Raw genomic sequence first — 26569 nt, 5'->3', positions numbered from 1 at the left:
GTGGAGTCGGGACTCCACCCTAGGTCCTGAGCAAACGGTGAGACAGCGTGGGCACAAGTGCCCACCCTACACCCCCTCAGGTGCCGCGCTTGCCGCGGGCGGCCTCTTCGGCCTTCAAGGCAGCCTTCTCGGCGGCGATGCGCGCTTTTTCTTCCTTCTCGATGCGGTGCGCCTCCAGGCGCGCGGCGCGGGAGTCCGGGGTTTCCAGGCTGATGCGGCCGATGGCCCCGCTGCGGTAGTCGTGCAGCAGCACGTGGGCCGCTTTTTCGACGTCGAACTCGCCGCCGCGCACACGGAAACCGCGGCGCGCCGCCACCTGCTCGACCACGCCGATGCCGTCCAGGCCTTCCGTCTTGAAGCCGTAGCGCGCCGTGAGCAGCTGCGGATAGCGTTCAAGCAGCACGTCGCCCAGGAAAAAGGCGACCTCTTCCTCGATCAGGGCATTCGTGCCGATGGCATGGCTGGCGGCCAGCATCAGGCCGTCGCTCGGCATGTCGATCTTCGGCCACATCAGGCCCGGGGTATCGACCAGCACGGTGAACTGGTCGAGGTAGAGCTTCTGCTGGGTCTTGGTGACCGCCGGTTCGTCGCCGACTTTGGCCACGCGCTTTTTCAGCAGCGCGTTCATCAGGGTCGACTTGCCGACGTTGGGGATGCCCATGATCATGATGCGCAGCGGCTTGGTCGGCACGCCCCGGTGCGGCGCCAGCGAACGGGCCAGCTCCGGGATGCGCGCGACGTCGGCCGGGCGCTTGGTCGTCATCGGATAGGCCGTCACGCCCGGCTGGGCATCGTAGAAGGCTTTCCAGGCGGCGGTGGCGACCGGGTCGGCCAGGTCGATCTTGTTGAGGATCTTGAGTACCGGACGCTGGCGGAACTTGCGCATGCGGTCGACCAGCGGGTTGCAGCTCGCCTCGGGCAGGCGTGCATCGAGCACCTCGATCACGAGATCGATGAACTCCATCTGCTCCTCCGCCTGCTTCTTGGCGGAGTTCATGTGGCCCGGGAACCATTGTATCGACATGCTGTGCTTTCAAATTCTGCGAACGAGGCGGTATTTTACGCTGCCGCCCGCTACGCGTCCCGCCGCGCTGTCGTTATGTTTCCACACGTAACAAATTTGGCTTGATCCAGGACAATACCCAGGGAAGGCCGGCGCGCACGATGACGAGACGGCCGCTGTGGCCGGTTCGAGGAGAGATCGTCATGGGAATCGCGCGCAACGTCGAAGTATGGATCTTTGGGGCTTTCGGTGCGCTGTGCCTGGCAGCCTGCCTGAGCGGACCGTCCCAGCGCGCCGCCCCGTCGGCGGGTGCAGGCATGGCACCGGGCATGGCGGAGGATGTCGCGCTGGCGCAGCCGGACATCGAGCAGATGCAGCCGATGTACGTCGTCTACGTGGTCGGCAAGCGGCCCGGCGGCGCGGCCAAACGCGCGCCGCGCCAGATCGAGGGCTGAGCAGGCGCGGTCGGCCGCGCGCTGGAACGCTCCAGCGCGCGGCAGCCTCGCCAGCCGTCCCTCTCCGCCCTAGCGCGCCAGCGCTTCCATGTCGCGCCGCACCAGGCTCGTCACCCCGCCCCAGGTCCGCCCCGTGTAGTGCCCGTAGTCTTCGCCGTCGTCGCGAAACTCCACCGAGTGAAAGGCCCACTTGGCGCGCCCACCCTGGTTCGGGCCCGACCCAAGCGTCAGGTCGTTGCAGAACCAGTCGCCCGGGTTGCACAGCGAACTGCCGCCGCCCCGGAAGCCGCGCCGGCGCTGTGGTAGGCCACCACTTCGTCGTCCTGGCCGGGCAGCGCGAACGAATACAGCGTGCCCCCGGCGCGCCGGCATACATGTAGAACCAGACATTGCGCGTGTCGTTGTGGTTGTAGAGCGCGCGCGCGGTGGTCACCTTGTGCTGCCGGGCGATCTCGTCGCTCACCGCCCAGGCGCCGATGTCGGCCAGCTCGCTGCCGCCGGCGGAACCCGCCGCGACCCGCACCCATTTGATGTTCCAGCCGGTCTGCGTGCCGCCGCCCGCGCCGCACACACCGGCCGTGTTCGGCTGGGCATTCGTGACCGGACGCTGCGAGCCGCCATAGTTGGCCAGCGTGTAGCCCATCAGCATGTCGCCGGCGCTGTGCACGGCGACATAGCACCAGTTGTTCCCCGTGCAGAAGCAGTCGAGCGCCGAGCGGATGGTGCCGCTTTGCGAGGCCACGCCGCTCTTGCCATCCCAGTTCACGGCCTTCTTGTTGACGCCGGCAGCCGTAGCGGCCGGGCCGAAGTAGGCGAAATCGTTGTAGTTGCCGATCGCGCCGCCGCCGTTGCGGCCATGGATCCAGAGCGTGTAGTTGGTGGCGTCAGCCAGGCCGGCGGCAAGCATGCCGGGCAGGCAGAGGACTAAGGCAATGCGCGCGGGACGTCCCATGTCTTCCTCCATTGTTGTGGTGACGGTGGGTTCCTCGGTTGGCCGACCGCTGCCGCCATCACATTACAGGGACGACGGCGCGTCAACCGGCGCGCGTCCGGGCGTGGGGGGAAGGATACCGAACAGCGGGGCGTGGCGGGTGTAGGCGGCGAAGTTGATTTACCACGCTGGCGAGCCTCATATCGAGCCGGTCGGCACTGTCTACCGGCGCCGTCAACGACCGCCGCGCCGCAGCTGTCCCGTAGCGGCAACGTACAAGGCATCGAGGCCCTGCCCCGATGCCTTGCATGTCCTACCGCGCCGGCGTTTCGCAGGCGCTCGCCGGCAAGGGCTGCGCCGGGTCGAACTTCGCCAGGTTCTCGCCGGCCAGCTTGCGGTCCTTGGCAAACTCCGTCAGGTAACGCTGGCGCTCCTCGCTCGTCCATTCGGCAGTCGAGATGCCCTTCAGGGTTTGCGAGCGGCTGGTCAGCACCTTGCCTTCCAGGCGCGGCATCAGTTCGCGGTCTGGATCGGCGTTTTCCTTCAGCAGGTAGCCGTCGACGTCGCGCAGCGTCAGCGGCAGCGCGGCCTTGCCGTCGTGGAGCAGCTTGCCGAAGGCGACCAGCTTGATGTCGTTCGGCCCCGGACCCAGCACCTCGTTGAAGGTCGCCAGCGCGAACGGCCGCCCCCGGGCGTCGTCGATGCGGCCGGTGACGACATAGCGCCCCGGCTGGCGCACGTCGGCACGCAGCACGAAGACCAGCGAACCGTCCTCGATCGCCTCGCGCGGCGGGCCAGCCCGTGGCGGGCACCGAGGGCGAATGGATCACGTCGAAGATCAGCGCGCCGTTCTTGCCGCCGGCCGTGTAGCGCACCTCGGTGCGGATGGTGCCGTGAAAGCCCGCCAGGCCCGTCTGGGATGGCGTCAGCACGGCGGCAAAAGCACCGTCGCCCGCCACCGGATCGGCGCCGCCGCCATCGTCGGCAAAGGCCAGCGGCACCTGGGCGGTCGGGCGGGCGCCCGCCGTCGTGATGCCGGCTGCCAGCGCGCGCGTGATCACGAGCGGCACGCCGTTGCCGCCCGGCTCGACCGCGCGCAGCGAGAACGAGACCGATTCCCCGGCCGCCAGGTAGACCCGCGACTGCGAAGTCTGCAGCAGGATGTTCGGGTTGCTGCGGCGGTCGTCGCCGCGCATCGGGTTCATCTCGGTGACGGGCCGGTTCGGATAGGCCTGGTCGGGATTCTGCGACATCGGCCGCGAGCCGGCCGGATACTGGCTGCCCTCGCGGTAGCTGCAATAGGTGTGGTCGGCCAGTTCGTAGTTTTCGACCAGCAGCTGGCGCTGGCGCGTGCGCTCGTCGGCTGCCGGCGGCGCCCCCCCGCCCGCGGCCGCGACCTGGCCGAAGAACTGGGGCCCCGGGCAGCGGCAGCGGGACCGGCGACGGGCGCCGGCCCCGGCTGCTCGCCCTTGCGCAGCACCAGCCAGCCGATGGCCGCCACCAGCGCGAACAGCAGCGCCAGCGGCAGCCAGCGGCGCCAGCGCGCCACCCTCCCGGACGATCAGAGGGCACTGTTCACCACGGCGCTGCGGACCACGCCGACGATGCCGCCCCAGTTGCCGTTGGCATAGTGGTTGTAGGCCTCGTTATCGTCGCGGAAGCTGACCGAGTGGTAGCTCCACTTCAGGCTGCCGCCTTCGTTGGCCGCCGTCCCCAGGCTCAGGTCGTTGCACAGCCAGTCGCTCGGGTTGCAGTAGGAGCCTCCCGAACTGCCGGCCACGCCGCCGGTGCTATGGTAGGCCACGGCTTCGTCGTCCTGGCCCGGCAGGATGCCCGAGTAGGCGGTGCCCTTGGCGCCGGCATACATGTAGAACCAGACGTTGCGGGTGGTGTTGTGGTTGTACATGGCACGCGCGGTGGTGGTCTTCAGGTCCTGCACCAGCGGTTCGGACGTGGTCCAGGAGCCGGCATCGGACAGCTCCGAGCCGCCGCCGGCGCCCGACGCGGCGCGCACCCACTTGATGTTCCAGCCGGTCTGGGACGTACCGTCGGTATTGCCGCAGACGCCAGAGGTGTTCGCGACCGCATTCTTCTTCACGCGCGCCGAGCCGCCGTAATTGGCCATCGTGTAGCCCATCATCAGGTCGCCGGCGCTGTGGGTGACGACATAGCACCAGTTGTTACCGGTGCAGAAGCAGTCGAGCGCGTCGCGGATCTTGCCGCTTTGCGAAGCAATGCTGCTGCGCCCGTCCCAGTTGACCGATTTCTTGTTGACGCCGGCGGCCGTGGTGCCGGGACCCCAATAGGTCCAGCTGTTGTAGTTGCCGACCACCCCGCCACCGGTGCGGCCATTGATCCATAGTGTGTAGTTCGTGGCCGCGGCAAAGCTCGAGGCGGCCATCAAACAGACGGCCGCCATCATCTGCAGTACTTTCTTCACAATCTCCTCCTTGTTTTTGAGTGGACGCCTGTCGGTCGCCATCGCTGCCGGCAAACGCAGGCGCAGCCGTTTTTTACGGCTGAGCCGACTGTATGCCTGGCTTAGATTGCTGTCAAACGCACGATTGACTGAAGAAGATTCTGTGGCGAAAACGCCTATGCAAATAAAATTTACTGTCAGTTAAATGGCACCGGGACCCGAAGGTAACAATTGGCCGGGCGCCCGCGCCGCCGGACGGGGCTAGTCGAGTTCGGCCAGCACCTTGAGGTGGGCGACGACGCTGCGCCCCAGCGCCGACAGGTCGTAGCCCCCTTCCGGGCAGCTGACGATGCGCCCGCCCGCGTGTTCGCGCGCCACCGCCATGATCTCGCGCGTCATCCGGGCATAGTCGGCTTCGACCAGCGCCATGCCGCCCATGTCGTCGTCGCGATGGGCGTCGAAGCCGGCCGAGACGAAGACCATCTGCGGCCGGTGCGCCCGCAGCGCCGGCAGCCAGTATTCGCGCACCACCGGCGCACGACGTCGCCGCCGCTGCCGGTTTGCACCGGCACGTTGACGCGGGTGCCTGTCAACGGCTCGGGCGCCGAATACGGATAGAAGGGATGCTGGAAGAAGCTGGCCATCAGCACGCGCGGGTCGTCGCGGAAGGCGTCGGCGGTGCCGTTGCCGTGATGAACGTCGAAGTCGACGATGGCGATGCGTTCCAGGCCGTGCGCTTCGAGGGCGTGGCGCGCGGCGATGGCGACGTTGTTGAACAGGCAGAAACCCATCGGCTCGCTCGGGGTGGCGTGGTGGCCGGGTGGACGGGTCGCGCAGAAGGCGTTCGCGATGTCGCCGGCAATCACCGCATCGGTGGCGGCCAGGGCTGCCCCGGCGGCGCGCAGGGCGGCATCGAAGCTGGCGTGGCAGAGCAAGGTGTCGGCGTCGAGCGCATAGGTCTCGCCGGGCGGCGGGATGTGGTCGCGCACGAGCGCCAGCGCGCCCTCGGTATGGTTGCGCAGCACGGCGGGAATCTCGGCCAGCGGCGCCAGGCGGCGCTCGAGCAGGCCGTCGAGGCGGGCCAGGATCAGCTGGTCTTCGATCGCCTGCAGGCGGCTGGGTGACTCCGGATGCCAGTCGCCCATGTCGTGGCGCAGGCAGTCGGGATGGCTGTAGATGGCTGTGCTCATGGTGGTGCGGTCGTGGTGCGGTGGTTGGTGCGGTGCCTGGTGCAGTGAGCGCGGCCGGTGCGCTGCCGCAGCGCCGCCGTGATTCCGGGATGGCCGCGCTGCTCAGCCATACACCGGGATCGGCCGTTCTCGCATAGAATCGTTTGGACGGCTTCGGCGCGGCATGGAAAGAATGCTTGCAATGGCACTAATCTACCATGCCGGGCGCGGCCTCGCATCATTCGACTTTTGGAACTCTCTATGTTCAATAAATTGCATGCCAGCGCCAGGCAAGTGGGCAAGATCGTGGTCGGCAAGGACCAGCAGGTACGCCTTGCCTTCACCTGCCTGCTGGCCGGGGGCCACCTCCTGATCGACGACGTGCCAGGCGTCGGCAAGACCACGCTGGCGCACGCGCTGGCCATCTCGCTCGGACTGAAGTTCAACCGCGTCCAGTTCACCAGCGACCTGCTGCCGGCCGATGTTGCCGGCATCTCGGTGTACGAACGCGAGAAGAACGGCTTTTCCTTCCACCCGGGCCCGATCTTCACCCAGGTGCTGCTGGCCGACGAGATCAACCGCGCCACGCCGAAGACCCAGTCGGGCCTGCTCGAGGCGATGGAGGAGCACCAGGTGACGGTGGACGGCATGACCCGCCCCCTGCCCGAACCCTTCTTTGTCATCGCCACGCAGAACCCCGCGCACCAGGTGGGCACCTTCCCGCTGCCCGAATCCCAGCTCGACCGCTTCCTGATGTGCCTTTCGCTCGGCTACCCGGACGCGGCCGCCGAACGCGCGCTGCTGATGGGCGAAGACCGGCGCGCACCCTGCGCACGCTCGAGCCGGCGATGAGCCCGGCCGAACTGGTCGAAGCGCGCCAGGCCCTGCGCGGCATCCACGCCTCCAACGCGCTGATCGACTATGTGCAGGCACTGGCCGCGGCCTCGCGCCGGGCACGCTGTTCGCCGAAGGCCTGTCGCCGCGCGCGACGCTGGCCCTCTTGCAGGCGGGACGCGCCTGGGCCGCCCTCGAAGGACGCGACCACGTGCTGCCGGAAGACATCCGGGCGGTGCTGGTGCCCGTCTGCGCGCACCGCCTGCGCCCGCTGAAATCGGCCCGGGGCCTGGCGCTGGCCAGCCGCGACCTGGTGCTGCAGTTGCAGAAATCGGTGCCGGTCTAGCATGGCGACGGATGTGGCAGCGGCGGCCGACAAAGCCGAGTCAAGCGCGAAGGGACGCGCCGGCACCGGCTGGCTGCCGCGCCCGAAGCGCGAACGGCGCCGCGGCCGCGAGGCCTTCCTCGGCCAGCGCCAGGTCTACATCCTGCCGACCGGCCCGGGACTGGGCTTCGCCGCCCTGCTGCTGGTGCTGCTGGTCGGCTCGATCAACTACAACCTGGGCCTCGGCTTCGGCCTGACCTTCCTGGCGCTGTCCTGCGCCGTGGTCGACCTGTTTTTCACCTGGCGCAACCTGGTGCACCTGCGCCTGGCGGCAGGGCGCGCGCCTTCCGTCTTCGCCGGCCAGGAAGCGCTGTTCGAACTGCAGTTGGCGAACACCACGAAACGGGCGCGCTACGCGATCCAGGTCGACCTCGCCGGCAGCGCTGATGCGGGGCGCCACCTGGTCGACATTCCCGCCAGCGGCAACACCACCGTGCGCCTGGCACTGCCGAGCGAGGCGCGCGGCTGGCTGGCCGCGCCGCGCCGGTGCTGTCCACGCGCTTTCCGCTGGGGCTGTTTCGCGCCTGGAGTTACTGGCAGCCCGACATGCGCGCGCTGGTCTATCCCTTCCCCGAGGAGGGCGCGCCGCCGCTACCGCCGGCTTCCAACAGCGGCAGCGAGGGCAGCGGCCACGGTGGCGACGACGACTTCGCCGGCGTGCGGCCCCTACCAGCCGGGCGACCCGCTCAAGCGCCTGGCCTGGCGCCAGATCGCGCGCCTCGACCCGGCTGACGGCGGCCAGCTCGCCACCAAGCATTTCGAAGGGGGCGCCCACAGCGAACTGCTGCTCGACCTGGCGCAGCTGCCGCCGCGGATGGACCTGGAACTGCGCCTGTCGCGCCTGACGCGCTGGGTGCTCGAGTGCGAACAGCGCGCCCTGCCCTATGCCTTCCGCCTGGGCGGCGACAGCTTCGAGGCCGGCATCGGCGCGGCCCACCAGGCCGCCTGCCTGCGCGCCCTCGCCCTGTATGGCGTCGGCACACCCGGAGAGGCGCGATGAATGCCTTGCTGGCGAAGTTGACGTCGCTCCCGCGCGACAAGGCCGATACCCTGCTGCTGCTGGCCAGCGCCCTGCTGGTGCTGCTGCCGCACATGGCCCACCTGCCGGCCTGGGTATCGCTGCTGTGCGGCCTGACGCTGTCCTGGCGCGCGGCCATCACCCTGCAGGGCAAGCGCATGCCGTCCTCGCTGCTGCTCCTGCCGCTGGCCGCGGCGGCCATGCTGGGCGTGGCGCAAAGCTACCAGACCCTGCTCGGCCGCGAAGCCGGCGTCGCCATGCTGGTGCTGCTGGTGACCTTCAAGATGCTGGAGATGCACGCGCGGCGCGACCTGTTCGTGGTGGTGTTCCTGTGCTTCTTCCTGGTGCTGACGAACTTCTTCTACGAGCAGGGAATCGGCACCGCGCTCCTGACCGTGCTATCGGTGCTGGCGCTGCTGACCGCCCAGATGAGCTTCCAGTTCGGCGCAGCGCGCCCGCCGCTAAGCGCCCGTTTGCTGATGAGCGTGCGCATCCTCGGCCTGGCCATGCCGCTGGCGCTTGGCCTGTTCTTCCTGTTCCCGCGCATCCAGGGTCCGCTCTGGGGCCTGCCCGACGACGCCGCCAGCGCCCGCACCGGCATGTCGGAAACCATGGCACCGGGCACGATGGCAGGCCTGGCGGAATCGACCGAGCCTGCCTTCCGCGTGCGTTTCGACGGGCCCGTGCCGGCGCAGGAACGCCTGTACTGGCGCGGCCCCGTGCTGGGTGTCTACGATGGCCGCACCTGGACCCGCGTGCGACCAAGCGAGCGCGGCGCCACCGATACGCCCGCCGACTTGTCGCTGCGCGGACGGCCGCTGGCCTATGAAGTGACGACCGAGCCGGCCGACTCGCGCTGGCTGTTCGCGCTCGAGATGCCCGCGCAGCTGCCGCAACTGGTCGGCAAGGCGGTACAGGTTTCGGACAGCTTCGAAATCACCGCGGACGCGCCGCTGCAAACCCGGCTGCGCTACCGCATGCGCTCGCATCTCGATTTCAGCCTGCAGGCCCGGGCCCGCCGCCCGGCCTGGACGACTGGCTGCAGCTGCCGGCGGGCAGCAATCCGCGCGCGCTGATGGCGGGCCTGGCGCTGCGTTCAGAGGCCGATCCACGCAGGCGGGTGGAAGCCGTGCTGCGCAGCTTCCGCGAGCAGAACTATGTGTACACGCTCAGTCCTCCGCTGCTGGGACGCGACGCCGTCGACGCTTTTTCTTTACGAGAGCCGCGCCGGCTTTTGCGAGCACTTCGCCGGCAGCTTCGTGTTCCTGATGCGCGCCGCCGGCGTGCCGGCACGGGTCGTCACCGGCTACCGGGGCGGCGAACTCAATCCCCGGACGGCTACCTCACCGTGCGCCAGTCCGACGCCCATGCACGGGCCGAGGTCTGGCTGCCGCGGCGCGGCTGGGTGCGCATCGACCCGACCGCGGCGGTGGCGCCCGAACGGGTGCGGCGCGGGCTGGCCAGCGCGATTCCCGAGAGCGCGCCCTTCGGCATCGAGGGCCTGGGCAGCCTGATGCGCCTGGACGGCGACAGCCATCCCTTGCTGGCCCAGCTGCGCTATGCGGCCGGGGCGCTCAACAACAGCTGGAACCAGTGGGTGCTGAACTACACGCCGCAGCGCCAGCGCAACGTGCTCGATTATGTGCAGTCCTCGCTGCTGGGATGGCGTTTGCCGCTCTCGCTGGCCGTCCTGATAACTCTGTTGCTGGTTGCCAGAACTTTGAAGCGGCGCCGCGAAATCGACCCGATCGATGCGCTATACTCGGCCCTGTGTACGCGCCTGGCCCGGCTGGGACTGGCGCGTTCGGCAGATGAAGGTCCGGGCGCCTACGCCGCGCGCATCGCGCAGGCCGGCAGGCTGGCGCCCCCGCGCGCAGGCGGCGGTGGCCGAGTTCCTGTCCCGTTACAGCGCCTGGCGCTACGCGCCCCCGCGCCGCCACGAACATCTTGCCGCGGTCCTGAAGCGCCTACTTTCGCAAGTTAGATGAAATTCTTCGCATCCATTCTCGCACTACTCGTTCTCGCAGCACCTCACTCCCACGCCAGCGCCGCCTCCCAGCACGGGGCGGACAAGGGCAAGGCCAGGATCACGAAGGCCACCAAGGGCAAGGGCGCCAAGGCCAAGCCGGCCAAAGGCAAGCTTGTTAAAGGCAAGGCCGCCAAGGCCGCGCCCCAGCCAGTCGCCAAAGCCGCGGTCGCCGCGAGCGGCATCGACTACGAAGGTGAACAGGTCAACTTCGCCGACTGGCAGGCCGTGCGCGTTTTCGTCGACGAGATGGCCGCCAGACACGGCTTCGACCGCGACGAGCTGGAGGCGCGCATGCGCCAGGTGCGCTTCGTCGACTCGGCCGTGCAATTGGTAAAACCGGCGCCGCCGGGCAAGCCGAAGAACTGGCAAGCCTACCGCGAACGCTTCATCGAGCCGATCCGCATCGGTGCCGGCGTGCGCTTCTGGAACGAGAACGCCGACGCCCTGGCGCGCGCCGAGGCCACCTATGGCGTGCCGGCGGAAATCCTGGCGGGCATCATCGGCGTCGAAACCGTGTATGGCCGCGACACCGGACGCTTCCGCGTGCTCGATACGCTCACCACGCTGGCCTTTGCCTATCCGGAAGCGCCGAACGCCGCCGCACGCAGCGCCTTCTTCCGCAGCGAGCTGGAAAACACCCTGCTGCTGGCACGCCACGAGAACATCGATCCGTTCTCCCTGCTGGGCTCGTTCGCGGGCGCCGTCGGCCTGCCGCAGTTCATGCCCGGCAACATCCTGAAGTATGGCGTCGACTTCGACGGCGACGGTCACGTCGACCTGCGCGGTTCGAGCGCGGATGCCATCGGCAGCGTCGCCAACTTCCTGATCCAGCATGGGTGGAACCCGCGCGAGAAAGGCCCGGCCGTGATCCCGGCCGATGTGGCCGAGCACCGCCACTGGGAAAGCCTGCTCGACCGCGGCCTCGTTGCGAGCCTGCGTCCCGACGAGCTGGCGGCGGTCGGCGTCGTCACTGGTACGCCCCTGGCCACCGACCGGCTGTACGGCCTGGTCGACCTGCAAAACGGCGCCGCGCCGACCGAATACTGGGTCGCCAGCGATAACTTTTTTGCCATCACCAAATATAACCGTAGCTATTTCTACGCCATGTCGGTGATCGAACTCGGCCGTGCCGTACGAGAAGCCCGCAGCGGCGCAGTCTTGTAGAGCAGGAAAGTTGTAACAGCATGTAACAGGCTGTCACAACAAAGCGGCGGTTTTGCTGTAGCGCAGCACTTCAAATACCGGGGTACTCCCCCGGTGTATCTCTCCCGACTCTGTTTCTGTACTCTATGGAAACATTTTTGATCGCGCATACCCCCTCCGGTCTTGTCATTCAGGCATATCAATCTGAAACGTGCGTCTCGCAACACGTGTTTCCTCTACACTCCGGTTTAACGAAAAAACAATTATTTTTTCCGTGAGTTTGTGAGAGAATTGCATTGCGGCTATTGTTGCGATTAGACAACAGGATCAACGCTTCGCACCGAATTCTATTGCTCATAGGTACTAGAGCCTAAAATAGTTGTACAATTGAGTATATTTTTTCGAAAGACGTCCGGAATCGAAACGCCGCTAGCGACTTTCCGTAACCCACAATAGGAACAAAGAGATCATGACAAACCAAGTCGGCATTGATATGAACAGCGATGCGGAGTCGGATGAATTGCTGCAATACAACCCGAACCGTCTGCTGGACACCCTCATCGAGAACCTGCGCCTGAAAAACGACGCCGCACTGTCGCGCGCACTGGAAGTGGCGCCGCCCGTGATCTCCAAAATCCGGCACCACCGCCTGCCGGTGGGTGCATCGCTGCTCATTCGCATGCACGAGGTGAGCGACCTGTCGATTCGCGACCTGCGCTACCTGATGGGCGACCGCCGCAACAAGTTCCGCATCAGCGACAAGCAGTTCAAGCCGAAAGAAGGCGCGGCACCAGGCGCCTCGAGCGGCGAGTAATTTTCCGATATTCCACACGGCCGGCCACCCGGCGCGGCCGTGACGGAAGAAGGACGAAAAAAAGGGGCGATCGGATCGCCCCTTTTGCCATTCTGCGTCCTGTTCAGGCCGGGAACACCCCGGTCGACAGGTAGCGGTCGCCGCGGTCGCAGACGACGAACACGATCGTTGCATTCTCCACCGTCTGGGCAACGCGCAGCGCCACTTCGCAGGCACCGGCCGCCGAGATGCCGCAGAAGATGCCCTCTTCCGCCGCCAGCCGGCGCGCCATCTGTTCGGCCGCCGCCTGGCCGACGTTTTCCACCTGGTCCACGCGCGCCTTGTCGTAGATCTTCGGCAGGTAGGCTTGCGGCCACTTGCGGATACCCGGGATCGACGAGCCTTCCTCGGGCTGGGCGCCAATGATGCGCACCGCCTCGTTCTGTTCCTTCAGGTAGCGCGAGACGCCCATGATGGTGCCGGTCGTGCCCATCGCGCTGACGAAATGGGTGATGCGGCCTTCGGTGTCGCGCCAGATCTCGGGGCCGGTGGTCTCGTAGTGGGCGCGCGGGTTGTCCTGGTTGGCGAACTGGTCGAGGATGATGCCCTTGCCGTCCTTTTGCATCTGCTCGGCCATGTCGCGCGCATATTCCATGCCGCCCGTCTTCGGCGTCAGCACGATCTGGGCGCCGTAGGCGGCCATGCTCTGGCGCCGCTCGATCGACAGGTTGTCCGGCATCAGGAGCAGCATCTTGTAGCCGCGAATCGCCGCCGCCATCGCCAGCGCGATACCGGTGTTGCCGGAGGTGGCCTCGATGATGGTGTCGCCCGGCTTGATCTGGCCACGCGCCTCGGCATTCTTCAGCATCGACATGGCGGCGCGGTCCTTCACCGAGCCGGCCGGGTTGTTCCCTTCCAGCTTGCCCAGGATGATGTTGTTGCGCGCAGCGATCTCCGGCCCCGGCAGGCGCACCAGTTGCACCAGCGGGGTATTGCCGATCGTGTCTTCGATGGTCTTGTAGGCCATGTTTGCTTTCTCACGGTTCTTCAAACCATCATTCTAAACCGGGAAGGGACAAGGCGTATGGGGAGGGCCAGAGGCGCGGTATGGCGCAAGGTGGGCACGCCGTGCCCACCTTGCAAGATCAGCGCAGCGGCATCGGGTAAGTCGCGACGCTGGCGTTGCCGTCCTTGTCGACAGCCTGCACGCCGAAGAAGTAATTGTCCTTCGACAGCTTGACGGTCGCCTCGGTGACGTTGCCGACGTACTGCGATCCCTGCCAGCCGGCGGCGGTGGTTTCGCGCCAGACGATGCGGTAGCCAACGACGTCCGGTTCGGCATTGGCCTGCCACACCAGCGTCGAATCGTTCACCAGTTTGTCGGTGCGTACCTTGACCTCCTTCGGCGCGGCAGGTGCCAGCGCCAGCGAGGCCAGCGCCGCGGCGTTCACCTTCGCCACCCTGGCCGTGTAGTCGAAGTCGACGAATTCAGTCAGGTCGCCATACACCTTGCCGTCCTCGGTGCGCAGGTTCTGATGCTGGTGCGAAAAATCCTCGTTCGGCTCGGTAAAGCGCAGCGCGGCATAGCCCTGCTCCAGGAAAGGCATGTGATCGCCCCCGCGCAGGTAGCGGTCGTGGCGCTGGATGACATTGACCTTGAAGCCTTTGACGTAGCGCTCGCCCTGCTCCTTGACATGGCGTGCCAGCTGGCGCGAGATCGAATCGTTCTCGCCGCCGGTGGCCACCAGGGTGCGCACGGCTTCGCTCATCTCCCTGGTTGCGGGGATCGACTGGGCGAACAGGCGCACCTGCTTGTTGTCGATGCGGCCGTCGTCGGCGCGCGAGCTGCCGATGATGTCGTTGGTGAACATGCCGGCGACGTTCAGGTTCTTTTCGCGCGCCGTTTTTGCCCAGTGGCCGGCGCCGAGCAGGCCCTGCTCTTCGGCGGCGACCGCCATGAAGACGAGGGTGGCGTCGAATTTGTACTTGGCCATCACGCAGGCCATTTCCATTACCGCGGCCGTGCCGGAAGCATCGTCGTTGGCGCCTGGCGCCTTGCCGGTGGCATCCATCACGTCGGTGTTGCGCGAGTCATAGTGGCCGCTGACCACGTAGAGACGGTCTTTCGATGCTTCCTGCGTGCCCGGCAGCGTGGCGACCACGTTGACGATCTCGGTCGGGCGCGAGATGCGCGCCGATACCGGTGCCATGTGGCTGTCGAAGGCGACCTGCAGGTTGCCGGCGCCGCAGCGTTCCAGTTCGCCCTTGATCCAGCGCCGTGCGGCGCCGATACCGGTCGTCTCGGAAGTCGTGTCCGACATCGTATGGCGGGTCTCGAAGCTCACCAGCTTGCGCACATAGCCTTCGATGCGCTTGGGCGAGATCTCGGCGACGATCTTGTCGATCTGCGCCTGGTGGCGCTTGACGTCGGGACCGGCGGGAGCCGCGCTCTTTGCAGCGGGGGTGGCGGCAGCGGCAGCGGCGCCAGCGAACAGGGCGGCAACAAGGCCGGCGATAATGCGGACGTGAGGCATGGGAATCCTTGAAATCGTTACGCTTCAATCAAGCGCTTTATCTTCTCATGCATACCCCGCCGCTTGCAGTCTTTACATGCAAAAACGGCGCGGCCGGCACGCTCGTGCGGGGCGCGGCGCCGGTCCTGCTGGCCGCGACGGCCGGGTGCGCTTATGATGGCGGCGGTCCATCTGAAAGCTATCCACATGACAACAATGCCACCGGTCCTTCCGCACGCGCCGTCGCCAGGCACCACACCAGCCACACTGCGTCCGGCGCCGCGCAACTTCGGCATCGATTGCCTGCGCGGCCTCGCCATCCTGCTGGTCATCGTGCATCACCTGGCCCTGCCCTTCCGCCTGCCGCTCGGCCCCAGCCTGCTCGGCGACTGGCTGCCGAAGCGCTTGATCGACGCCATCAGCTTCAATGGCTACGAGGCGGTGTTCATCTTCTTCACGGTCTCGGGTTTCCTGATCGCGAGCCGCATCATCGAGCGCGATGGCGACCTGGCGCGGGTGGACCTGCGCCGCTTCTATCTTGCCCGGGCGCGGCGCATCCTGCCCCTGCTGGGGCTGGTCCTGGCCGTGTTGACGCTGCTGGCATGGATGGGCGTGCCCGACTTTGCGCCGGAAGGCGAGCAGACGACCGTCGGATTGCTTGGTTCGGCCCTCACGTTCACCTTCAACTGGTACGAGGGCCGCACGGGCTGGGCACCGGCGGGCTGGGACGTGCTGTGGTCGCTGTCGATCGAGGAAGTGTTCTACCTGGGCTTTCCCATGCTCTGCCTGTGGCTGCCACGCCGGGTACTGATCGGCCTGCTGCTGGCATGGGCGCTCTGCCTGGTGCCGCTGCGTAACCTGGTACCGGTGGCCGACGAGGTGTGGCGCGAAAAGGCCTACCTGCCGGGCATGGCGGCGATCGCCTGGGGCGTACTGGCGGCCCTGCTGGCGCAGCGCTGGCGTCCAGGTGCGCGCCAGGCACGTGCCATGGCCTGGCTCGGCTTGACTGGCATCGTGCTGGTGCTGGGCTGGTCCGACCTAGTGCACCGCCACCTGTTCAAGTCCGGGCTGGTCGTCCTCTGCCTCGGGACCTGCGCGCTGCTGCTGGCCTGCCACGCCCATCCGCCACGGGCGCGCCACGGCCTGGGCTGGCTTGCGCGCATGGGGAGCCTGAGCTATGAGCTCTACCTGTCCCACATGTTCCTGGTCCTCGGCACGGTGGCGCTGTACCGGGCGCTGCTGGGCGAGGTGCAGACCTGGACTTTCCTCGTCTATCTGCCCTTGCTGCTGTGCTGTAACCTGCTGGCGCGGCTGCTGGAACGGCTAATCGCACGCCCGTCGCCCCGCTGAAGAAAGGGCACCCCACGGCGTACCTGGCATGCGTCCGCCATGTCGGTGCCCGCCACCACCGGCCGCCATTGCGGCAGCCGGAACAAGCGCGAGCTTACATTGCCGCCTTGGCCTCGCCGCCCTTGGCCTTGGCCTCCTTCGCAGGCGCCGCCTTGGCGGTCTTGGTGTCGGCCCTGGCATCGGGCTTGGACGGAGCGGCGCCTTCCTTGCCCTTGCCGTTCACCTGCAGGCCCGCTTCCGACAGCTTGGCCGCCTTCTTGTCGCCGACACCCTTGACGCGCTTCTGGAAGTCGGCCCAGTCCTTGAACTCGCCCTTGGCGCGCTCGTCCAGGATGGCCTTCGACATGCTCGGGCCCACGCCCTTCACGCCATCGAGCGCGGCGGCATCGGCCTTGTTGACGTCGACCTGGGCGAACGCGAAGCCGGTCGAAGCAACCAGCACGGCAATGGCAAGCATCAGTTTCTTGATCATCGAATCTCTCCATGTACGGGAAGTGGACGGCGGATGCCGCCCACCCGCGCTTAACGCGGCACGGCCATTCGTGTTGACGCTGAACTGTTGAGGTCAATCAAGGCACGTAAGGTGGAAAATTGGAGGCCCTGTTGAGTTTCCGGCAAAAGCATGAAACCATGGGGCTTCCCCGGCAACTCCCAGCCTGCCATGCGCCCCTCCATCCTGCTGCTGTCCGGCTTCCTGTCCTGCCTGCCCGTTTGCGCCACGGCCGATCCCGATGCCGCGCCCGCTGCCCTGCAAACCGTCGAGATCAAGGGCGCGCGCACGCGCCTGGTGCCCTACGCCGACCTGTTCTACCCTATGGCGCGGGCGGTGCAGGATGCGCTCGGCGGCCGCGCGGCGCTCGGTGTCGAATTGCGCGCCAAGCGCCGGGACGTGCGTACCGACGACCTCGAGATCTGGCTCGAAGGCGAGCACGAGACCCCTGCCGGTGAAGGCGCAGGCCGATGGCGTGTTCGTCGTCCCGGTGAATGAGCGCATCGCACGGGAAAACGGCCAGTTCCTGATCAACAAGCGCAAGGAAGACCTGTCGGTCAACCTGGTGCTGGTGCCGACCCTGCCGCGCGACGCCTGGACGGTGGGCGCGGTGCAGTCGCTGCTGGCGGATGCGCGCGGCGCGGTCGGCAAGCTGCTGCCCCGGTACCAGAAACCGGTGGTGTGGGCCGTCACCCGCAAGCTGGCCGTGGCCGTGTGCAGCCACATGCAGGGCACCCGGTGCTGCTGCGCGCGGGGGCGAGCGGGTCGTGGCCACGCTGCCGGCCAGCGAGGAATTGCGCAACCATGCGCACGAGACGGTGTTCTGCCGCCGTTTCAAGGGCGACGAGGGATATACCCCGGAAACCCGGCTGGTGATACCGGGCGAGGCCGAGGTGTTGCTGCTGTAGGGACGGCGCCAGGCCGCCCCGTGGCCCGCATCAGGCCGCGAACAATTCCTCGCGGGTGACGGTGGCCGTACCGAGTTTACCGACGACGATGCCGCCGGCGCGGTTGGCGGTGGCCAGGGCCACGTCGAGCGGCACTCCGGCACCGAGCATGGCCGCCATGGTCGCGATCACCGTGTCGCCGGCACCGGACACATCGAACACTTCGCGCGCATCGGCATGCACGTGCAGTACTTCATCGTCCGTGTACAGGCTCATGCCCTCTTCCGAGCGGGTCAGCAGCAGCGCTTCCAGGCCGAGTTCGAGGCGCAGTGCCTGGGCGCGCTCGGTCAGCTGTTCTTCCGTCTTCCAGCTGCCGACGATGCGGCGCAGTTCGGACTTGTTCGGCGTCAGGATGGTGGCGCCGGCATACATGGAAAAGTCGTCGCCCTTCGGGTCGACCATCACGATCTTGCCGGCTGCGCGCGCGGCCTTGATCATTTCGGCCACGTTCACCAGGCTGCCCTTGTTGTAGTCGGAGAAGATGAGGACGTCGTAGTCCGGCAGCAGCGCGCGGAACTGGGTCAGCTTGTCGCGCAGCACGGTCTCGGTGGGCGCTTCCTCGAAGTCGATGCGCACCATCTGCTGCTGGCGCCCGATGACGCGCAGCTTGACGATGGTCGAAATCGCCTCGTCGCGCTGCAGGTAGCTGTGGATGCTGGAGTCGCGCAGCAGGGTCTCGACCTGGCTGCCGGCTTCGTCGGCCCCGACCACGCCCAGCAAGCCGCTCTGCGCACCGAGCGCGGCGGCATTCCTCGCGACGTTGGCGGCGCCGCCCAGGCGCTCTTCGCGCCGTTCGATGCGCACCACCGGCACCGGTGCCTCGGGCGAAATACGGGAAACGTCGCCGAACCAGTAACGGTCGAGCATGACGTCGCCGACGACGAGCAGGCGAACGCTGTCGAGGGCAGGCGCCGGAGTCTGGAGGTAGTCTGCGCCGTCGAGGAGGCGGCTTGCGGTCGTGTTCATCATCGCGTATGCATTCATGTAGGGTGGGGTCATTGGAGCCGGGGGCTTGCATGACGTGCCCACTCGGAACGTGGCGTCCAGCTGGCCACCTTCAATTCATCACATTCAGTTCTTCGGTGCGGCGCGGCGGATAGGTTTCCCAGTTGCTGCAGCCCGGGCATTGCCAATAGTACTGGCGCGCCTTGAAGCCGCAATGGCTGCACTGGTAGCGCGCCAGCTTGGCCGTATAGCCGTGGATCAGGTTCTTCACCATCGACAGCTCTTCCCAAATGTGGGCCGGCGCATCCATCAGGCGCGCTTCCAGCAATTTATCCAGGCCGAGCAGGGTGGGATTGCGGCGCAGTTCGTCGAGGACGAGCTGCTTGGCCGCTTCCACGCCATCGAGTTCGATGACGGCCTTGAACACGACTTCGATCAGGTCGATCGACGAGGCTTCGGCCAGGTAGGAGCGCAGCAGGTTGACGCCCTCCTGCGCACGGCCGACGCGGCGGAAGCCATCCATCAGGCGGCCGGCAACGAGGGCCACATGCGGCACGCTCTGCTGTTCGACGCGCTTCCAGGTGGTGATCGCCCCCTCGACCTCGCCCCGGGCCAGCAGCGCGTCGCCCAGCAGCATCGTCGCGCGCACGCTGTTGCGGTCCGCGTGCAGCGCCTTGTCGAGCAGGGACAGCGCGTCGGGCAGGTCGGTGCGCACCAGCGCGTCCTGGGCCAGCTCGCAATAGAACTGGGCGATTTCCTTTTGGCGGGCACCGGCGCCCGAGGCTTGCAGGCCGGTGGCGGCGTCGATGGCACGGCGCCATTCCTTTTCGCGCTGGTAGATTTCCAGCAGCGCGCGCTGGGCTTGCACGCTGTAGCTGCCGTCGACGAGGCTGTTGAAGGTTTCCTCGGCGCGGTCGAGCAGGCCCGCCTTCAGGTAATCCATGCCGAGTTCATATTGTGCCTGCGCACGCTGCGCCGACGGCAGGTCGGGCCGCGCCAGCAGGTTCTGGTGGACGCGGATGGCACGCTCGATCTCGCCGCGGCGACGGAACAGGTTGCCGAGCGCAAAATGCATGTCGGCCGTTTCCGGGTCGAGGGTGACGATCTCGATGAAGGCGTCAATGGCCTTGTCCGGCTGGTCGTTGAGCAGCAGGTTCAGGCCCTTGAAATAGGCCCGCGGCAAGGTGCGCGATTCGGACAGGAGTTGCTTGATGTCGACCCGGGCGGCGATCCAGCCGAGGCCGAAGAAGACGGGAATGGCCAGCAGCCACCAGATTTCAAATTCCATGGGTTCTTGTTCTTGGTTGAAGTGCAGCGCTCAGCGCGGGGTCGTCACGGCGTCGGCGGGCGGTTGGGCAGTGCCGGTGCCGGCGGCGCTTTGCAGCGCCTGCACGGTATGCTTGTGCTGCGAGGCTTCGCGGCGATGGCGGAACACGGTTGGCGACATGGCAAGGATGCCCATCCCGGCTCCCGCGATGAAAAAGGCGAGCAGCATCAGCACCAGCGGACCGCGCAATTCGTAGCCGAGGAAAAAAATCAGCTCGACTTCCTTCGTGTTCTTCAGCGCGAAGCCGAAAAACAGGACGAAGAGGATGAATCCGGCGATGGTGGAGAGGAATTTCATGGGTGTTCCGGCTGGCGCTCTGCAAAGGCGCAGTGTCGCATATCTGCAAGTTTATTTCAAAGAACGGGCTGATCGACATCGATCGGGACGTTCGTAGGGTAGGCGGGTTCCCCGCCTACGCGTTCAAACCACGTCTGGGGCACCTGTTCCGTGGCTCTGCTGCACTTGCAGGGCTCCGCGGCGGGTCATGTGCCGGTTGAACGCGCAGGCGGGAGGCCCGCCTGCCCTACGCAGAACGCCATCGCCACGCAAAAAAAAAGGCGTCCGATGGACGCCTTTCTTGTTGCCTGCACGCTCGCAGACGACTTCAGTCTTCGATGATCGGTTGCCCGACCATCGCGTCGACCCGCTCGCGCAACTGCTTGCCCGGTTTGAAGTGGGGCACCCGTTTTTCGGGCACCATCACCTTGTCGCCGGACTTCGGGTTGCGGCCGATGCGGGGAGGACGGCTGTTCAGTGCAAAGCTGCCGAAACCACGGATCTCGATGCGCTGCCCGGTCGCCAGGGCGTTGGTCATCGCATCGAGGATGGTCTTGACTGCGTACTCCGCATCCTTGGCGACCAGCTGAGAATAACGCTCAGCCAGTCGTGCAATCAGCTCGGACTTGGTCATCTGGTCGCCTCAGGCAGCCAATTAGTTCTTGTTATCGAACTTGGCCTTCAGCAGGGCGCCCAGGCTGGTGGTGCCGGTCGCTGCGCTGTTGTCCGAAGCCAGCTTGCTCATCGCTTCCTGGGTCTCGACATTGTCTTTCGCCTTGATCGACAGCTGGATGCTGCGAGCCTTGCGATCGATGTTGATGACCAGTGCTTCGACCTTGTCGCCCACTTTCAGGTGGGTGCCAGCGTCTTCCACGCGGTCACGCGAGATTTCCGAAGCGCGCAGGTAGCCTTCGACTTCTTCGTTCAGGCCGATGACGGCGCCCTTAGGCTCGACCGACTTGACGGTACCGGTGACCAGCGAACCCTTGTCATTCAGGGCTGCGAAGTTGTTGAACGGGTCGCCTTCGAGCTGCTTGACGCCCAGCGAAACACGCTCGCGCTCGACGTCGATGGCCAGGACAACGGCTTCCAGCTCGTCGCCCTTCTTGAAGCGGCGCACTGCTTCTTCGCCGGCTTCGGTCCACGACAGGTCGGACAGGTGCACCAGGCCATCGATGTTGCCTGGCAGGCCGATGAACACGCCGAAGTCGGTGATCGACTTGATCGAACCACGGACCTTGTCGCCCTTCTTGTGGGTCATGCCGAAGTCGTCCCATGGGTTCGCCTTGCACTGCTTCATGCCCAGCGAGATACGGCGACGCTCTTCGTCGATTTCCAGGACCATGACTTCGACTTCGTCGCCCAGCTGCACGACTTTGTTCGGGGCCACGTTCTTGTTGGTCCAGTCCATCTCCGACACGTGCACCAGGCCTTCGATGCCCTGCTCGACTTCGACGAACGCGCCGTAGTCGGTGAGGTTCGTGACTTTACCGAACAGGCGGGTGCCTTGCGGGTAACGACGCGACAGGCCGGTCCAGGGATCGTCGCCCAGCTGCTTGACGCCCAGCGAGACGCGGTTCTTTTCCTGGTCGTACTTGAGGACCTTGGCGGTGATTTCCTGGCCAACCGACAGCACTTCCGACGGGTGACGCACGCGACGCCATGCCAGGTCGGTGATGTGCAGCAGGCCGTCGATGCCACCCAGGTCCACGAACGCGCCGTAGTCGGTGATGTTCTTGACGACGCCGGTCACGACCGTGCCTTCTTTCAGCGTTTCCATCAGCTTCTGGCGCTCTTCGCCCATCGATGCTTCGATGACGGCGCGGCGCGACAGCACGACGTTGTTACGCTTGCGGTCCAGCTTGATGACCTTGAATTCGAGGGTCTTGCCTTCGAACGGGGTGGTGTCCTTGACTGGACGGGTGTCGACCAGCGAACCCGGCAGGAATGCGCGGATGCCGTTGGTCAGGACGGTCAGGCCGCCCTTGACTTTACCGTTGACGGTGCCGGTGACGATCTCGCCCGACTCCATTGCTTTTTCCAGTGCCAGCCACGATGCCAGGCGCTTGGCCTTGTCGCGCGACAGGATGGTATCGCCGAAACCGTTTTCGAGCGATTCGATGGCCACGGAAACGAAGTCGCCGATCTGGACTTCCAGTTCGCCCTGGTCATTCTTGAATTCTTCGACCGGAATGAAGGCTTCCGACTTCAGGCCGGCGTTGACGATCACAAAGTTGTGATCCAGGCGCACGACTTCAGCGGAAATGACTTCGCCCGAGCGCATATCTTGACGCGACAGCGATTCCTCGAAGAGGGCTGCGAAGCTTTCCATACCGGAATCTTGATTGGTTGCAGTAGACATGAGTTATTTACGAGTTAGCCAGCAGGACCGTCGATGGTGCGGTTCTGAACTGGGTCAGGTTGGACAACACCGGAAGAGGCAGGATTGCACGCTCCAGGCACCACTTGGTACAACAAACTACAACAGCGCGTTCCAGTGAAGCACTTGCTCCACCGCTACATCGACCGTCATGTCCGACGTATCGAGGATGTACGCGCCCTCTGCCGGGACCAGCGGGGCGACGGTGCGACGGGTGTCGCGTTCGTCGCGCGCCTGCAAATCCGCGAGCAGATCGTCCATATTAGCAGAAAATCCTTTGCCAATCAATTGCTTATAGCGGCGCTCCGCACGTGCCTCAACACTTGCTGTCAAGAACACTTTCAGCTTGGCGTTGGGGAAGATCACGGTGCCCATGTCGCGCCCGTCGGCCACCAGGCCGGGTGTCCGCCGGAAGCCCAGCTGCAGGGCGTACAGGGCCTGGCGCACGCTCGGCAGCGCCGCGATCTTCGAGGCGCTGTTGCCGACTTCCTCGGCGCGGATCAGCGCGCCGACTTCCTCGTCTCCCAGGAAAATGTCGCCGCCGGCAAAGCGCGCCGGCAGTTCGGCCGCCAGCTTCGCCACGCCGCGCTCGTCCGTCAGCGCGATGCCCGCACGGATGGCGGACAAGGCGGTCAGGCGGTACAGCGCGCCCGAGTCGAGCAGGTGGTAGCCCAGGCGCTCGGCGACGCGGGCGGCGACGGTGCCCTTGCCGGAAGCGGTCGGGCCATCGATGGTGATGACGGGAATATGGGAATTTGGCATGTGATTACCTCTGGTACGCGCCGGGCGCGATTAAAACAGTTCGTTGCGCGCGATGCCCGCGAACGCTTCGAAATAGTCCGGGAAAGTCTTGGCGACGCACTTCGGATCGTTGATGCGCATGGCATTGCCGCGGCGCGCCTTGCCGTCCAGGGCCGCCAGCGAAAAGCACATCGCCATGCGGTGGTCGTCGTAGGTGTCGATGGTGGCGGGGCTCAGTTCCGCAGGTGGCGTGATGCGCAGGTAGTCGGCGCCCTCCTCCACCTCGGCGCCGAGTTTGCGCAGTTCGGTCGCCATCGCCGCCAGGCGGTCGGTTTCCTTCACGCGCCAGCTGGCGATGTTGCGCAGCGTGCTGGGGCCGTCGGCATACAGGGGCGGCGACCGCGATCGTCATCGCCGCATCGGGAATGTGGTTGAAGTCGGCGTCGATGGCCTGCAGGGGGCCATTGGCGCGTGCCTCGATCCAGTTCGGGCCGCGGGTGACCAGCGCGCCCATGCGCTCGAGGGCGTCGGCAAAGCGCACGTCGCCCTGGATGCTGTCGGCGCCCACGCCTTCCACCCGCACCGGGCCGCCGCCGATCGCGCCGGCCGCCGGGAAGTAGGATGCCGAAGAGGCATCGCCTTCGACGTGGATGCTGCCCGGGCTCGTGTAGCGCTGGCCCGGCTGCACCGTGAAGGAGGCCCAGCCGTTCTGCTCCACCGTGACCCCGAAGCGGCGCATCAGGTTCAGCGTGATCTCGATGTAGGGCTTGGAGATCAGTTCGCCGACGACGTCGATCGTCACCGCATGGCCGCGCGCCATCAGTGGCGCCGCCATCAACAAGGCGGTCAGGAACTGGCTGGAGACATTGCCGCGCACCGCCATGCGGTTGGCGTGGATGTGGCCGCGCTTGATGCGCAGCGGCGGAAAACCGGGCTCGCCCGTGTACTCGATGGCGGCGCCGACGGCGTTCAGGGCCTCGACCAGGTCGCCGATCGGACGCTCATGCATGCGCGACACGCCGTGCAGGGTGTAGTCGCCACCGATCACGGCCAGCGCCGCGGTCAGTGGACGGATCGCGGTGCCCGCATTGCCCATGAACAAGTCCGCTTCATGCTGGGGCAGGGTGCCGCCCCCGCCGTGCACGCGGATGCTGCGCTCGTCGACTTCTTCCCACTTGATGCCGAGCGCGCGCAGCGCCTCCAGCATGACGGCGGTGTCGTCGGAAGCGAGCAGGTCGTGGATCAGGGTCTCGCCCTCTGCCAGCGCCGCCAACAGCAGGGTACGGTTGGAAATGCTCTTCGAGCCCGGCAGGCGCACCGTACCCTCGACATGCATCACCGGCTCGAGGTCGATGTGCTGCGGATAGTGTTTCGATTGAGGCTTTTGCTGCGTCATTATTCTTCCTGAGACGGAACCGGTGGCGGCTCCGCTGTTTCGATGGCGTCGCTCCAGGCGCGCCGCGCGCGCTGGGCGTTGGCGTAGATGGCTTCCGGGGCCGGGCCGTCGCCGGCGGCGAGCTGCGCCCGCATTGCAGTCAATTGTGCCAGATAAGCATCGAGCTCGGTGAGCAGCGCGCCGCGGTTGGTCCAGGCTGATGTCGCGCCACATTTCCGGCGAGGACGCCGCAATCCGGGTGAAATCGCGGAAACCGCTGGCGGCGTACTGGAACAGCAGCTCGGCGTGCGGCTTCCGGCGATATCGTCGACCAGGGCATAGGCCAGCAGATGCGGCAGGTGGCTCACAGCCGCGAACACGCCGTCGTGCTGCTCGGGCGTGAGCGTGTGCACCACGGCGCCGCACAGGCGCCAGGCGGCGGCGACCAGGCCGACGTCGCCCGGCGCATTCTCCGCCAGCGGCGTGATCACCAGCTTCTTGCCGCGGTACAGTTCGGCCAGGGCCGCCTCGGGCCCGTTGGTCTCGCGTCCCGCGATCGGGTGCGCAGGCACGAACTGCCGCGCACCCTCGCCCAGCACCTGGCGCGCGCTGGCAACCACGTCAAGCTTGGTGCTGCCGGCATCGGTGACGACCGTGCCCGGCTCCAGGTGCGGCGCCGGGGCGGCCAGGATCGCAGCGGTCTGGGCGACTGGCGCGGCCAGCAGCACCAGGTCGGCACCCTCCATTGCTTCCTCATAAGAAGCGGTAGCGACATCGACGATGCCCAGCGCCAGTGCACGCGCCAGCGCATCGGGCGAACGCTCCAGCCCCACGATCTGGCGCGCCGCGCCGGCCGCCTTCAAGGCCAGCGCGAACGAGCCGCCGATCAGCCCGGTACCGACGACGACGACCTTGCCCAGCATTAGGCGGCGGCCTGCGCCAGGGCTCGCTTCAGGGCCGCGATGAAGGTCGCATTTTCTTCCGGCAAGCCGATCGAGATGCGCAGCCACTGCGGCAGGCCGTAGGCGGCCACCGGACGCACGATCACGCCCTGCTTGAGCAAAGCCAGGTTGACGCGCGCACCGGCGCCATCGTCGCCCCCCATGCGCACCAGCACGAAGTTGCCGAAGGATGGCACGTATTCCAGGCCGAGTTCCTCGAAGGCCGCGGTCAGCTGCTTGTAGCCCTCGGCATTGTTGCGGGCGCCCTTTTCCAGGAAGGCCTTGTCGTTCAGCGCGGCGATCGCGGCCGCCTGCGCCAGCGAATTGACGTTGAAGGGCTGGCGGATGCGATTCATCAGGTCGGTGACGGCTGGCTGGGCGATCGCGAAGCCCACGCGCAGGCCGGCCAGGCCGTAGGCCTTGGAGAAGGTGCGCGACACCACCAGGTTCGGATACTTGCGCACCCAGGCGCTCGATTCGAACTGGTGTTCGGGCGCCAGGTATTCGTTATAAGCCTCGTCGAGGACGACGATGACGCTAGCCGGCACTTTTTTCAGGAAGGCTTCGATGCCCGCGGCATCGATGAAGGTGCCGGTCGGGTTGTTCGGATTGGCCACGTAGACGAGGCGGGTGTCCGGCGCGATGGCGGCCGCCATCGCGTCCAGGTCGTGGCCGTAGTTCACGGCCGGGACCACGATCGCACGCCCGCCCACGCCCTGGGTCGCCAGCGCGTACACGGCAAAGGAATACTGCGAGAACACGACCGACTCGCCCCTCTGCACGAATGCATGGGCGGCAATTTCCAAGATGTCGTTGCTCCCATTGCCCAGCGTGATCCAGTCGGCCGGGACGTCGTAGCGGCTGGACAGGGCAGCCTTCAATTCGAAGCCGTTGGCGTCCGGATAGCGGCCCAGTTCGCTTGCTGCCTGCGCCATCGCGGTCTTGCTGGACTCGGGCACGCCGAACGGATTTTCGTTGGAAGCGAGCTTGACGATATTGGCTTCGTCGAGGCCGAATTCGCGGGCGACTTCAGCGATGGGTTTGCCGGCCTGGTAGGGGGCGATGGCACGAACGTAGTCTGGACCGAATTGCGTCATGATTGATC

Annotated in this window: 24 protein-coding genes and 6 pseudogenes; 11 read left to right on the top strand and 19 right to left on the bottom strand. The window is 66.4% G+C overall.

What is annotated here, in order from left to right:
- Positions 1 to 76: 76 nt before the first annotated feature.
- Positions 77 to 997: a ribosome biogenesis GTPase YlqF gene (ylqF, locus tag G4G31_RS11300; protein WP_229425592.1), complete on the bottom strand. Its 921-nt coding sequence runs from the start codon at positions 995 to 997 to the stop codon at positions 77 to 79.
- 209 nt (positions 998 to 1206) lie between these two features.
- On the opposite strand from ylqF, the gene G4G31_RS11295 reads away from it, so the two are divergent.
- Entirely contained in the window at positions 1207 to 1458 is a 252-nt protein-coding gene (locus tag G4G31_RS11295; protein WP_182991487.1) for a hypothetical protein, read from the top strand.
- A 69-nt stretch (positions 1459 to 1527) separates the two neighbouring features.
- Here the strand turns inward: G4G31_RS11295 and G4G31_RS25795 are convergent, their stop codons facing one another.
- A complete protein-coding gene (locus tag G4G31_RS25795; protein ID WP_229425527.1) occupies positions 1528 to 1848 on the bottom strand; it encodes a hypothetical protein in 321 nt (106 codons plus the stop codon).
- 35 nt (positions 1849 to 1883) lie between these two features.
- On the opposite strand from G4G31_RS25795, the gene G4G31_RS25790 reads away from it, so the two are divergent.
- Positions 1884 to 2081, top strand: coding sequence for a hypothetical protein (locus G4G31_RS25790; RefSeq protein ID WP_229425526.1), 198 nt, complete (start codon positions 1884 to 1886; stop codon positions 2079 to 2081).
- Between the two features lie 621 nt (positions 2082 to 2702).
- On the opposite strand, the gene G4G31_RS11285 is transcribed toward G4G31_RS25790, so the two are convergent.
- The 4 genes and pseudogenes from G4G31_RS11285 to G4G31_RS11270 all read right to left on the bottom strand — a co-directional run bounded on the left by G4G31_RS11285 (position 2703) and on the right by G4G31_RS11270 (position 5998).
- Positions 2703 to 3143 (bottom strand): hypothetical protein, encoded by a 441-nt coding sequence (locus G4G31_RS11285; RefSeq protein WP_182991486.1) that lies wholly within the window; start codon positions 3141 to 3143, stop codon positions 2703 to 2705.
- A gap of 193 nt (positions 3144 to 3336) precedes the next feature.
- Positions 3337 to 3585, bottom strand: a pseudogene (locus G4G31_RS28255) (hypothetical protein); the annotation flags it as partial.
- Between the two features lie 365 nt (positions 3586 to 3950).
- Positions 3951 to 4829 carry a hypothetical protein gene (locus G4G31_RS11275; RefSeq protein ID WP_229425525.1) on the bottom strand — a complete coding sequence of 293 codons (879 nt, stop codon included), beginning with the start codon at positions 4827 to 4829 and terminating at the stop codon, positions 3951 to 3953.
- Between the two features lie 240 nt (positions 4830 to 5069).
- Positions 5070 to 5998: pseudogene (locus tag G4G31_RS11270) on the bottom strand (histone deacetylase family protein).
- A 240-nt stretch (positions 5999 to 6238) separates the two neighbouring features.
- Between G4G31_RS11270 and G4G31_RS11265 the strand changes: the two are divergent.
- From G4G31_RS11265 to G4G31_RS11245, 6 genes and pseudogenes are all read left to right on the top strand, one after another.
- Positions 6239 to 7157: pseudogene (locus tag G4G31_RS11265) on the top strand (AAA family ATPase).
- Position 7158: 1 nt separating this feature from the next.
- Positions 7159 to 8196 (top strand): DUF58 domain-containing protein, encoded by a 1038-nt coding sequence (locus G4G31_RS11260; RefSeq protein WP_229425524.1) that lies wholly within the window; start codon positions 7159 to 7161, stop codon positions 8194 to 8196.
- Positions 8193 to 9290, top strand: coding sequence for a DUF3488 domain-containing protein (locus tag G4G31_RS25785; RefSeq protein ID WP_229425523.1), 1098 nt, complete (start codon positions 8193 to 8195; stop codon positions 9288 to 9290). The genes G4G31_RS11260 and G4G31_RS25785 overlap by 4 nt, the downstream gene beginning before the upstream one ends.
- A gap of 81 nt (positions 9291 to 9371) precedes the next feature.
- Positions 9372 to 10198: pseudogene (locus G4G31_RS29065) on the top strand (transglutaminase family protein).
- Positions 10199 to 11407: a lytic murein transglycosylase B gene (gene mltB / locus G4G31_RS11250; protein ID WP_182991484.1), complete on the top strand. Its 1209-nt coding sequence runs from the start codon at positions 10199 to 10201 to the stop codon at positions 11405 to 11407. It begins immediately after the preceding pseudogene.
- Positions 11408 to 11879: 472 nt separating this feature from the next.
- Positions 11880 to 12200, top strand: coding sequence for a hypothetical protein (locus G4G31_RS11245; RefSeq protein ID WP_229425522.1), 321 nt, complete (start codon positions 11880 to 11882; stop codon positions 12198 to 12200).
- Between the two features lie 103 nt (positions 12201 to 12303).
- Here the strand turns inward: G4G31_RS11245 and cysM are convergent, their stop codons facing one another.
- On the bottom strand, positions 12304 to 13206 hold the full coding sequence (gene cysM, locus G4G31_RS11240) for a cysteine synthase CysM (protein ID WP_182991482.1): 903 nt from the start codon (positions 13204 to 13206) through the stop codon (positions 12304 to 12306).
- A gap of 118 nt (positions 13207 to 13324) precedes the next feature.
- A complete protein-coding gene (locus G4G31_RS11235) occupies positions 13325 to 14713 on the bottom strand; it encodes a M20/M25/M40 family metallo-hydrolase (protein ID WP_182991481.1) in 1389 nt (462 codons plus the stop codon).
- A 186-nt stretch (positions 14714 to 14899) separates the two neighbouring features.
- On the opposite strand from G4G31_RS11235, the gene G4G31_RS11230 reads away from it, so the two are divergent.
- A complete protein-coding gene (locus tag G4G31_RS11230; protein WP_202033736.1) occupies positions 14900 to 16042 on the top strand; it encodes an acyltransferase in 1143 nt (380 codons plus the stop codon).
- 94 nt (positions 16043 to 16136) lie between these two features.
- Here G4G31_RS11230 and G4G31_RS11225 read toward each other — a convergent pair whose 3' ends face one another.
- Entirely contained in the window at positions 16137 to 16514 is a 378-nt protein-coding gene (locus tag G4G31_RS11225; protein ID WP_182991480.1) for a helix-hairpin-helix domain-containing protein, read from the bottom strand.
- Positions 16515 to 16664: 150 nt separating this feature from the next.
- Here G4G31_RS11225 and G4G31_RS11220 point away from each other — a divergent pair, with 150 nt between their 5' ends.
- The gene (locus G4G31_RS11220; protein ID WP_182991479.1) at positions 16665 to 17030 is read left to right on the top strand and encodes a hypothetical protein; all 366 of its coding nucleotides are present in this window, start codon (positions 16665 to 16667) and stop codon (positions 17028 to 17030) included.
- Positions 16987 to 17499, top strand: coding sequence for a hypothetical protein (locus G4G31_RS11215; RefSeq protein WP_182991478.1), 513 nt, complete (start codon positions 16987 to 16989; stop codon positions 17497 to 17499). The genes G4G31_RS11220 and G4G31_RS11215 overlap by 44 nt, the downstream gene beginning before the upstream one ends.
- Here the strand turns inward: G4G31_RS11215 and rfaE1 are convergent.
- The 10 genes and pseudogenes from rfaE1 to hisC all read right to left on the bottom strand — a co-directional run bounded on the left by rfaE1 (position 17471) and on the right by hisC (position 26561).
- A complete protein-coding gene (rfaE1, locus tag G4G31_RS11210) occupies positions 17471 to 18445 on the bottom strand; it encodes a D-glycero-beta-D-manno-heptose-7-phosphate kinase (protein ID WP_182991752.1) in 975 nt (324 codons plus the stop codon). The two genes, G4G31_RS11215 and rfaE1, sit on opposite strands and share 29 nt — an antisense overlap.
- Positions 18446 to 18536: 91 nt before the next feature.
- Positions 18537 to 19712 carry a lipopolysaccharide assembly protein LapB gene (gene lapB / locus G4G31_RS11205; protein ID WP_182991477.1) on the bottom strand — a complete coding sequence of 392 codons (1176 nt, stop codon included), beginning with the start codon at positions 19710 to 19712 and terminating at the stop codon, positions 18537 to 18539.
- 30 nt (positions 19713 to 19742) lie between these two features.
- Positions 19743 to 20048, bottom strand: coding sequence for a lipopolysaccharide assembly LapA domain-containing protein (locus G4G31_RS11200; RefSeq protein WP_182991476.1), 306 nt, complete (start codon positions 20046 to 20048; stop codon positions 19743 to 19745).
- 307 nt (positions 20049 to 20355) lie between these two features.
- Positions 20356 to 20661 carry an integration host factor subunit beta gene (locus G4G31_RS11195; protein WP_056344442.1) on the bottom strand — a complete coding sequence of 102 codons (306 nt, stop codon included), beginning with the start codon at positions 20659 to 20661 and terminating at the stop codon, positions 20356 to 20358.
- 21 nt (positions 20662 to 20682) lie between these two features.
- On the bottom strand, positions 20683 to 22359 hold the full coding sequence (gene rpsA, locus G4G31_RS11190) for a 30S ribosomal protein S1 (RefSeq protein ID WP_229425521.1): 1677 nt from the start codon (positions 22357 to 22359) through the stop codon (positions 20683 to 20685).
- A 147-nt stretch (positions 22360 to 22506) separates the two neighbouring features.
- Positions 22507 to 23169, bottom strand: coding sequence for a (d)CMP kinase (gene cmk / locus G4G31_RS11185; RefSeq protein ID WP_182991474.1), 663 nt, complete (start codon positions 23167 to 23169; stop codon positions 22507 to 22509).
- Between the two features lie 30 nt (positions 23170 to 23199).
- Complete coding sequence (locus G4G31_RS27535; RefSeq protein WP_267873668.1) at positions 23200 to 23490, bottom strand: hypothetical protein; 291 nt, start codon at positions 23488 to 23490, stop codon at positions 23200 to 23202.
- Between the two features lie 91 nt (positions 23491 to 23581).
- Positions 23582 to 24778: pseudogene (aroA, locus tag G4G31_RS11180) on the bottom strand (3-phosphoshikimate 1-carboxyvinyltransferase); the annotation flags it as partial.
- A pseudogene (locus G4G31_RS11175) lies at positions 24715 to 25446 on the bottom strand (prephenate dehydrogenase); the annotation flags it as partial. The pseudogenes G4G31_RS11175 and aroA, both read right to left, overlap by 64 nt.
- Positions 25446 to 26561: a histidinol-phosphate transaminase gene (gene hisC, locus G4G31_RS11170; RefSeq protein WP_182991473.1), complete on the bottom strand. Its 1116-nt coding sequence runs from the start codon at positions 26559 to 26561 to the stop codon at positions 25446 to 25448. The pseudogene G4G31_RS11175 and the gene hisC, both read right to left, overlap by 1 nt.
- Positions 26562 to 26569: the final 8 nt, after the last annotated feature.

This window comes from Massilia sp. Se16.2.3, assembly GCF_014171595.1.
GTDB lineage: Bacteria > Pseudomonadota > Gammaproteobacteria > Burkholderiales > Burkholderiaceae_D > Telluria.
The sequence above is the reverse complement of the archived record's forward strand: the minus strand, read 5'-3'. Positions and strand labels throughout refer to the sequence as shown.